The 4,379-nt window shown below is 66.9% G+C and carries 5 protein-coding genes and 1 tRNA gene; 3 read left to right on the top strand and 3 right to left on the bottom strand.

Going from position 1 to position 4,379, the window contains the following annotated elements; translation table 11 throughout:
* Positions 1–1,950: hypothetical protein (locus ACY0I8_RS16635; RefSeq protein ID WP_461395641.1), on the bottom strand; the 1,950-nt coding region annotated here is incomplete at its 3' end.
* A 153-nt stretch (positions 1,951–2,103) separates the two neighbouring features.
* Here ACY0I8_RS16635 and ACY0I8_RS16630 point away from each other — a divergent pair.
* Positions 2,104–2,589: a WbuC family cupin fold metalloprotein gene (locus tag ACY0I8_RS16630; RefSeq protein WP_461395640.1), complete on the top strand. Its 486-nt coding sequence runs from the start codon at positions 2,104–2,106 to the stop codon at positions 2,587–2,589.
* A 12-nt stretch (positions 2,590–2,601) separates the two neighbouring features.
* On the opposite strand, the gene ACY0I8_RS16625 is transcribed toward ACY0I8_RS16630, so the two are convergent.
* Positions 2,602–3,063, bottom strand: a complete 462-nt coding sequence (locus tag ACY0I8_RS16625; RefSeq protein WP_461395639.1) for a TlpA family protein disulfide reductase — start codon at positions 3,061–3,063, stop codon at positions 2,602–2,604.
* A gap of 380 nt (positions 3,064–3,443) precedes the next feature.
* On the opposite strand from ACY0I8_RS16625, the gene relB reads away from it, so the two are divergent.
* Together relB and ACY0I8_RS16615 are read left to right on the top strand one after the other, a co-directional pair.
* Entirely contained in the window at positions 3,444–3,653 is a 210-nt protein-coding gene (gene relB, locus ACY0I8_RS16620; RefSeq protein WP_459940535.1) for a type II toxin-antitoxin system RelB family antitoxin, read from the top strand.
* Complete coding sequence (locus tag ACY0I8_RS16615; protein ID WP_459940534.1) at positions 3,637–3,909, top strand: type II toxin-antitoxin system RelE family toxin; 273 nt, start codon at positions 3,637–3,639, stop codon at positions 3,907–3,909. The genes relB and ACY0I8_RS16615 overlap by 17 nt, the downstream gene beginning before the upstream one ends.
* A 330-nt stretch (positions 3,910–4,239) precedes the next feature.
* Here ACY0I8_RS16615 and ACY0I8_RS16610 read toward each other — a convergent pair.
* Positions 4,240–4,314 (bottom strand) — tRNA-His (locus ACY0I8_RS16610).
* Positions 4,315–4,379 lie beyond the last annotated feature (65 nt).

Raw genomic sequence — 4,379 nt, 5'->3', positions numbered from 1 at the left:
GGCGATGGCGTCGGAGAGTTCCTTGCGGAACACCTCCTTGTCGGGGATGCCCAGGTACTGCTCGATGGCCTGCATGAACTTCTCGTCGGGCTGCACGTCGGCCTGGGTCACCTCGTGCTTCACCGTGGTGTTGTGCACGTAAGCCCGCACGTGGTCGGTGTAGCGCTTCCAGGTCGTCTCCACCACGGTCTCGTCCCGGAGCACAGCGGTGTACACATCGCTCGCGATCTGGGCGAAGATCCACCGCTTGGCCTGGGGCAGCACCTTCTCCACGTAGTGCCGGAGCTTCGTCTTGTTGGAGGCGAAGGTCTCCTTGATCTGGTTCTCCATGCGCAGGTAAAGATCCAGCGGGGTGACGCAGGGGTTCCTGAGGGAAATGGAGGTCAGCAGCGCCGGCTCCCCCTCCTCCTCCCGGAGCCGCCGGAGGTTCGCCTGGTACTCGTTGATCTGGAAGTGCTCGGTACTCTCGAACACGTTCTGGATGAACCGGGGGTCGAGTCCGAAGGTGCCCTCGGAGGGCCGCACGTACTCGAACTCCTCGAGGATAGTGCGGGCCATGTTGTTGTCGACCCCGCTGTCGGCCCGGCCCGCGTAGATCAGGGCCTTCTGCAGGAGCGTCAGGTTCGGGTTCTGCTTCGACTCATAGAGCCGGGTCATCACGGCCACCAGGCTCAGGAACTCCAGGCTGTGGGGGGCCGTGTGGGCCACGAACTTCTTCTCGGGGCTCCAGCCCCGGCGGTCGTTCGCGTAGGTGTAGGCGTAGATGCGCTCCTCGTCCTTGAAGTGGACCGACAGGGGCATCTCGATGAATGTGGTCCGGGACCGCAGGGCCTCGAACGCCTCGTTGGCGAGGAACATGTTGTACTCGTGGAAGTTGGTGTGCCCGATGATCACCCCGTTGAACGGGATCGGGGGCTGGCCCTCGGGCTTGAAGAACCGGTCCTGGGTGGCGAAGAGAAGCTCGTAGAGGAACCGGTCGGAGAGCTTGAGGATCTCGTGGATCTCCACGAACCCGTTGGCCCCCACGCAGAGTTCCCCCTTGTAGTCGTGCACCAGGGGGTGCGACTCGCTCCCGAACCGCGGGAGCAGGCTGTAGTCGATGTTGCCCACGAGCGACCCGGCCTCCTGGCTTTTCTCGTCCCGGGGGGTGTAGGAGCCGATGCCGGTCTTGGTGCGGGCGTCGTAGATCATGCGGCGCACCTTGAGGTAGGGTAGGAGCCCGCCGAAGGTGAGGTCCTTGGTCCGCATGAATTCCCGGAGCACGAAGTCGCTGTAGGGGGAGATGAGCCCGTCGATCTCCACCCGGAATACCCCGTCGTAGTGGGGGTGGGCCTCGAAGAACGCGTCCATGCCCTCCGGGGCGAGGCTGTCGTTGAGTTCCCGCAGGAACATGGGCCGCAGGGCCGGCGGCACCACCTGGAGCGGCCGCTCGTAGATCGGGGCCTGCAGATACCAGATGCCGTCCTCCTCGAAGAGGGCCTTCTCCTGGAGCCGCTCGTCCACCGTGGGCAGGAGCAGGGTGTAGGTCTTGCCCTCGTCGGTGCGGGAATAAGCGTTCATGGCGGTCTTGATGCCGTCCATCGACCGGGACTTGGCGGCCCCCGGCGGGCCCAGGAGGATCCAGAGCCGCTTGGCCGCCTCGAGGCCCCGGCTCGCATTGGAGATCCGCTCCACCAGGTTCTCCTTGGCCTTCTGCTGGCCGAACACGGCAAACGGCCCCACCAGGGACTCGTCCTCGAAAAAGGCGTAGCGGTGCCGGATGGGTTTTCCCGGGATGACCTGGTACTCCACGCCGGAACTTAGGAGCATGTCGTGGAGCAACTGGAACATGTTCCGGGTGACCCAGGGCTCCCGCCGCACCAGGTCGAGGTAGGCTGGGAAGGGAAGGATCTCCTCCTCGGGAGGACGGGTGCCGGCCTGGTCGAGAAGGATCTGGAGGTTTTCCCACATGGTGTTCGCTCCTCGGTGGGGATGGAGTTATCCACAATCCTACCGCAAGAGGCCCGAAGATCAACCGTGCCGGTTCCCCGGCGAACGGAGGCGCACCGCCGCCCACCCCGGCCCCACGAGCGCTGACCGCAGACCGGAGACGGAGGCCTCCCAATGAAACAAATCGACGATGCGCGCCTTGGGGCCCTGGTGGCCCGGGCCCGGGCGGCGGAGCGCCGCCGGGCCAACGACAACCTGCACCCCGACCTCGGGGACCCGGTCCAGCGGTTCCTGAACGCCGTGGAGCCGGGGAGCTACGTGCGGCCCCACCGCCACACCCACCCGCCCCGGTGGGAACTCTTCCTGGCCCTTACGGGCCGGGCCGCGGTGCTGGGGTTCGACGAAGGGGGAAGGGTCGTCTGGCGGGAGGAACTCTCGGCCCAAGGGCCGGTGCGGGGGGTGGAGATCGAGCCCGGCGCCTGGCACGCGGTGGCGGCCCTGGAGCCCGGCACGGTGCTCTTCGAATGCAAGCCGGGCCCCTACCGGCCGGTTTCGGACAAGGACTTCGCCCCCTGGGCCCCGGCCGAGGGGGAGCCCGGGGCGGCCGCCCTGGAGCGGTGGTACCGAACCGCGGGGCCGGGGGAGCGCTGGGAGGGGTAGGCGCCGGGCGGCTCAGCGCCGCCCGAGTTTCCGCAGCACCCGGTCGAGGTCGCGGGCCATGGCCTCCTCGAGGCCCACGGTGAAGCCCCGGTACACGGCCTCCACCGTGCCGTCGGGGGAGAGGAGGAAGCTCGCCGGGGTGAAGGTGACCCCGAAGGCGTTGGCCAGGGTGAACTCCGGGTCCCAGGTGAACGGGAAGGGCAGGTCGTAGTCCCGGATGTAGCCCTCGAAGTCCCGGGCCTTCATGTCCACGAACACCCCGAGCACGGCGAAGGCCCCCTCCGTCTCGGCCTGGAGTTTCTTGACCGCGAGCATCTCCCGCAGGCACGACCGGCAGGCCGTCTGCAAGAACACCACGAGCACGGGCCGGCCCGCCGCCAGGTCTTCGAGGGCCTGGACCTGCCCGTCCGGAACCCGGGCGAACCGGAACCGGGGCGCCGCGTCTCCGGGTTTGAGGAGCTTTTCGGTGCCCATGCCGGCGAGGGCGGAGCCGGCCCATAGGACCTCGACGAGCGAGAGGGCGAGGACGAGAGGGCGGGAAATCGGACGGACTGGGCGCAGGGCAGGCCTCCTTGCGGACGCGGTCCTGTGTAGCAGAAAGTCTCATTTTTGCAAGGGGGTGGGGGGAAAGGGGGCGGGGCGAGGAGCTAGAATCTTCACCGCCCGGGCACGGACGCGGGTGGGGCACGCCGTGCGGGCGATGGAGAGGGCCGGCGAACGTTAGAGTTGGTCGACGCCCCCTTGCTCGTGTGGTGTAATGGAAAAAGGAACAGCGCCATCGCGGGGGAGCGTTGGCGTGATTTGAGCAGCCCGATCGGATCGTTGAATTCTCTCATCCGGCAGGAGACGCCCCGATGAACATTGAGATTCCCGAACCGATCCGTCGAAGGCTCGCCGCCTTGGCCGCGCAGTTCGGAAAAACCGAAACGGCCTGCGTGGTAGAAGCCCTCCAGGAGTGGGTCGAAGACCGGGAAGACTATCTCGCGGCGGCCGAGCGACTGAAGTGCCCCGGCCGCCGCTTGACCACGGAGGAACTGGAGCGGGAGCTTGGGCTGGCGGATTGAGTGGGACGAGGGGGCCCTGAAGGACCTCAAGGGGTTCGACCGCCAGGCCCAAAGGCGCATCGTCCGGTTCATGGCCGAGCGCGTAGCCACCCGTCCCGACCCAAGAACGATCGGCCGCGCACTGACAGGACCGCTTGGGGAGTTCTGGAGGTATCGCGTGGGGCCGTACCGTATCGTCTGCCGTATCGAAGGCGACCGCCTCGTGGTTCTCGTGGTCCGGGTGGGACACCGACGGGAGGTGTACCGGACCCCCTGACTCTCGCCCTGACCGAACCGTGGGCGGTTGGGGGGACGCCCCCCGGGCGCCCCGGCCCCCTTCGAAAAAGTAACTTCGGCTGGGCGGCTGGGCTGCTTGGCAGTTAGGCGGCTAAGAACATTCCGTGTTCCTGCGGGCCTTGCGGCCCGGGTCGCGCCTTCGACGGCGCTCCCACACCGGGGCCCTGACTTGCACGTTACCGTCCTGCGCCGCGGGACCCCCTGGGGAGCTTCCACATAGGCGATTCGATTCCCGTCTGGCGACATACCCCGAATATACCCGGAAAAAAAGCAAAGGGCTTAGCCGGTTTGGCTAAGCCCTTGTATTCATTGGGGTGAGTGATGGGATTTGAACCCACAACTCCCGGATCCACAGTCCGGTGCTCTACCGTTGAGCTACACTCACCATCGATCCGCTATGGTGGAACCGCCGTGTGGCACGCCTGGAGGGATTCGAACCCCCGACCCGCG

Source organism: Deferrisoma sp. (assembly GCF_054681715.1).
Note: the sequence above shows the minus strand (reverse complement) of the source record. Positions and strands in the feature narration are given on the sequence as shown.

What these genes read in the sequence shown, in the direction of transcription:
- ACY0I8_RS16630 (WP_461395640.1), top strand. Translation starts at nt 2,104, where the DNA reads ATGAAACAAATCGACGATGCGCGCCTTGGGGCCCTGGTGGCCCGGGCC.
- relB (WP_459940535.1), top strand. Translation starts at nt 3,444, where the DNA reads ATGAACATTGAGATTCCCGAACCGATCCGTCGAAGGCTCGCCGCCTTG.
- ACY0I8_RS16625 (WP_461395639.1), bottom strand. Translation starts at nt 3,063, where the DNA reads ATGGGCACCGAAAAGCTCCTCAAACCCGGAGACGCGGCGCCCCGGTTC.